Annotated in this window: 2 protein-coding genes; both read right to left on the minus strand. The window is 39.8% G+C overall.

What is annotated here, in order from left to right:
- Positions 1–237 precede the first annotated feature (237 nt).
- Positions 238–1,299 carry a leucine-rich repeat domain-containing protein gene (locus QVD32_RS12745; RefSeq protein ID WP_021891056.1) on the minus strand — a complete coding sequence of 354 codons (1,062 nt, stop codon included), beginning with the start codon at positions 1,297–1,299 and terminating at the stop codon, positions 238–240.
- Between the two features lie 514 nt (positions 1,300–1,813).
- Positions 1,814–2,650, minus strand: a complete 837-nt coding sequence (locus QVD32_RS12750; RefSeq protein WP_008862015.1) for a CvfB family protein — start codon at positions 2,648–2,650, stop codon at positions 1,814–1,816.
- Positions 2,651–2,788: the final 138 nt, after the last annotated feature.

The following is a 2,788-nucleotide window of genomic DNA, read 5'->3' on the forward strand; positions in this document are numbered from 1 at the left end:
CTGAATATCCCGGTAGATTTTTATCTATATTACATAAGTACACCTTATTTCGACGACTAAACTATCAGACTCATGGGAATACAGAAGATTGAAATCGGGGATATTTTTGAAATCAAACAAAGAAGAAAAATATATTGTAGAATAAAGTAGACTAAAAAAACAAATAGCCTAAAAATAAAAGTGGGATAATGCCCGAAACGACATTATCCCACCTTCGTTACAATTCATTCGGGTTCATCAATAATTCCATTGGCAAGCGATCATACGCAAGTTATTATCCCCGATAGTGCGCAAATCGGTTAATTGATTATACCGGCAATTGATATAAACCAAATTCGGACAAAACGATACATCGAGGACATTCAACTGGTTATTACTGCAAATCAATCGTTGTAACATGGTTCTATTGCTCAAATCGAGTGTCGAAAGGTCGTTGTACGAGCAATCGACAAAATACAGATTAGTAGTCCCGTCGAGGTTCAAAGAAGTTAAATCGTTATACGAACACACCAAATCGGCCAACGACGTACAATCGAGTACACCCAATGTCTTCATATTGTTGTCACTGCAAATAAGAGACGTAAGAGACGGTAATTTGGACAAAAGCATATTCGATATTTCGTTATCGTCGATATTCAAATTAGACAGACTGACCGTCCCGAACAGATTCAAACTGGTCAATTTATTATAACCACAATATAGATTTTTAAGATTTTCACAACTATCGACACTCAACGATTCAAGATGACAGCCCTGAACATTCAAACTCTGTAATTGCTGAGCTCCGTTTACATTAAGTTCCACGAACAAATTATTGGAACAATTCAGATTTTTCAAACCGGGAAGCCCGGAGAGAGACAAATCGGTCAAGCGATTTTTATAACAATCGAGCTTAACCAATGCAGGACAATTGTCTATATTCAACTCCGACAGCTTGTTCCTGCTGACATTCAATGTATTGAGCGCAGTACAGTTAGACACATTAATCTCCGTCAACTGATTGCGCGAACAATCGACTTTTTGCAAAGCCGTAAATCCATTCAAATCCAATTCTCCGGCCAATTCCTTATCCTTCCAATCGATAGAAATAGCACGGCCATCGCTCCATACTACCCCCTTCCACATTGCAGGATTCTTAATGTCGGTAATTCCTAAACGAATATAATTGGCATCTCCCTTAGCCGATTTTTGCTGCAAAAAACTTTGCAACTGTTTTACCTCTTTTTGATTGCTTTTTTGAGCGAACAATAACCCTGCGCTTCCCAGCACAATGGCTAACATAATGAAGACTCTTTTCATAACTGTTTTTATTATTTAGTACCTGTTAAAAGTTATTCGGTTTCCAAAACAGAAACTTTACAACTCTTAAACAACAGTTGTAGAAAAAAGTTCTTTTAACTTGCGAAAAGATAACGGTTATTATGGTTCAGTCGATAATTAGTGAAGATTGTCTTTTAACTCTTGTACTCGCAGATAGAGAGGAAAAAGAATATTCGTAGAGACATTTTAGACCTTCTCCCTTGCCGTATCCCATAGCCTTACGGGGTGTTTCAATTTTTACTATCAGAGATATTTTAAAACACCTCCCCTGCCGTGCCCCGTAGCATTGCGGGGCACGGCAGGGGAGGTGTCCGCAAGGACGGAGGGGTTAACCCACACTGCTAAAAAAACTTATGAAATCTTTCCAATCTCTCTCCTCAAAAACTACCGTTCCGTCGGTATCTCCCCTATTGCTACCGCAACACAGGGGATGCAATCCATCGCATTCGTTAAAATTCCGGCCTACCCCCTCGGATTTTCTACTGAACCGTTATTATGACTTACGAATAGAGTTCTCTTCGATAACAATGCGTCGAGCTTTATACAAAGCGCCTATCGCTTTTTTAAAGCTCTTCTTGCTACACTGGAAATAATGTGCAATCTCCTCGGCGGGCGATTTATCCGAAAGTCGTAACACCCCTCCCGCTTCATTCAACTTCTGTAAAATCGATTCACACAACGGGTCTATTTTTTCATATCCCGGAAGCTGTAACATCACATCTATCTTATCATCTTCCCTCACTTGTTTTACATAAGCACGCAAGTGCTCCCCAATGGTTATAGGTCTGAAAATCTCGTTGTGATAAATCACCCCCCAATGCAAATTATCGATAATAACCTTGTATCCGAGCGGAGTCCTTTGAGTTACTATGATTTCGACAGGTTGATTCGCCTCATATTCAGGAGGGACATTGTCTAAAAATTTATCCAATTTTGCGGAAGCGACTATTCGGCCGGTAGCAAAGTCGAGATATACATATACAATATAAAACTCGCCTTGTTGCATATCCGTATTTTGTTCCCGAAACGGGACCAACAAATCTTTCGCCTCTACTCCCCAATCCAAAAATGCGCCGATTCTATTCACCGACTTTACCTGTAACCACGCAAATTCACCTACTTGTGCATACGGTTTTTGTGTCGTTGCAATAAGCCGGTCTTCCGAATCATAATAAACGAAGACATCTATCTCTCCGCCTTCACTGCATGATTGTTCCGGAACGAACTTCCGTGGTAATAAAATTTCGCCCTTCTCTCCCCCGTCGAGGTAAACGCCAAAATCGACCGTTTTAACAACTTTGAGCTTATTGAATTTTCCGACTTGTAACATATAGGTTTATTTTACACGAATCTTATTGCAAAGATAGTGCAAACGAGCGCAGAAACAAATTTATTTGGTTATGCCGAGTGCAGCCTATTTTCGCATTTTTGCAAAGATAGTGCAAACGAGGGCAGAAACAAATTTATT

It is taken from the genome of Barnesiella sp. (assembly GCF_022723415.1).
Lineage (GTDB): Bacteria > Bacteroidota > Bacteroidia > Bacteroidales > Barnesiellaceae > Barnesiella > Barnesiella intestinihominis.

What these genes read in the sequence shown, in the direction of transcription:
- QVD32_RS12750 (WP_008862015.1), bottom strand. Translation starts at nt 2,650, where the DNA reads ATGTTACAAGTCGGAAAATTCAATAAGCTCAAAGTTGTTAAAACGGTC.
- QVD32_RS12745 (WP_021891056.1), bottom strand. Translation starts at nt 1,299, where the DNA reads ATGAAAAGAGTCTTCATTATGTTAGCCATTGTGCTGGGAAGCGCAGGG.